This is a genomic window from Bradyrhizobium sp. NBAIM08 (assembly GCF_020193935.1).
Taxonomy (GTDB): Bacteria; Pseudomonadota; Alphaproteobacteria; order Rhizobiales; family Xanthobacteraceae; genus Bradyrhizobium; species Bradyrhizobium yuanmingense.
This window is the reverse complement of sequence record NZ_JADYVR010001079.1, coordinates 1-397: the sequence shown is the minus strand read 5'-3', so window position 1 is coordinate 397 and position 397 is coordinate 1. Positions and strand designations below refer to the sequence as shown.

Below are 397 nucleotides of genomic sequence, written 5' to 3'. Positions count from 1 at the left end.
AGTTTCTTTTGTGATGTTTACGTTTATTATCAGCGCGGCATTTCATCTGATCGTAAAACTGCATAACATAGGTCCGCATCAAAAGGCCTATACGCAAATTATAGATAGTAAGGATCTTGTTATATCCAATCTTACCCTACCCGTTGCGGATAGTGTTTTCAAGAGCATTGCCGTTGTAAAAATCGGCGACAGCGGTTTTTATCAGGTAAGCGACCTAAGCAAGAACGTTAGTTACTTTAATACCAAGACCGGCACACCGTTAGCTGATGGCGATAAACTTTACGCCAAGACCCTTGCTGATTTTTACCACGTTGATAACGGTATGCAAAAAGTGTACGGCGAAACCAAAGTAACCCAAGTGCGGCAGTTTGATAACGAATACGGCTTCATTAATAAG

1 protein-coding gene is annotated in these 397 nt (G+C 41.3%); it reads left to right on the top strand.

Features of this window, described 5'->3' with window-relative positions; genetic code table 11:
• Positions 1–397 (top strand): hypothetical protein (locus I6F37_RS43565; protein ID WP_225154920.1); only part of this gene is annotated, 397 nt, incomplete at both ends.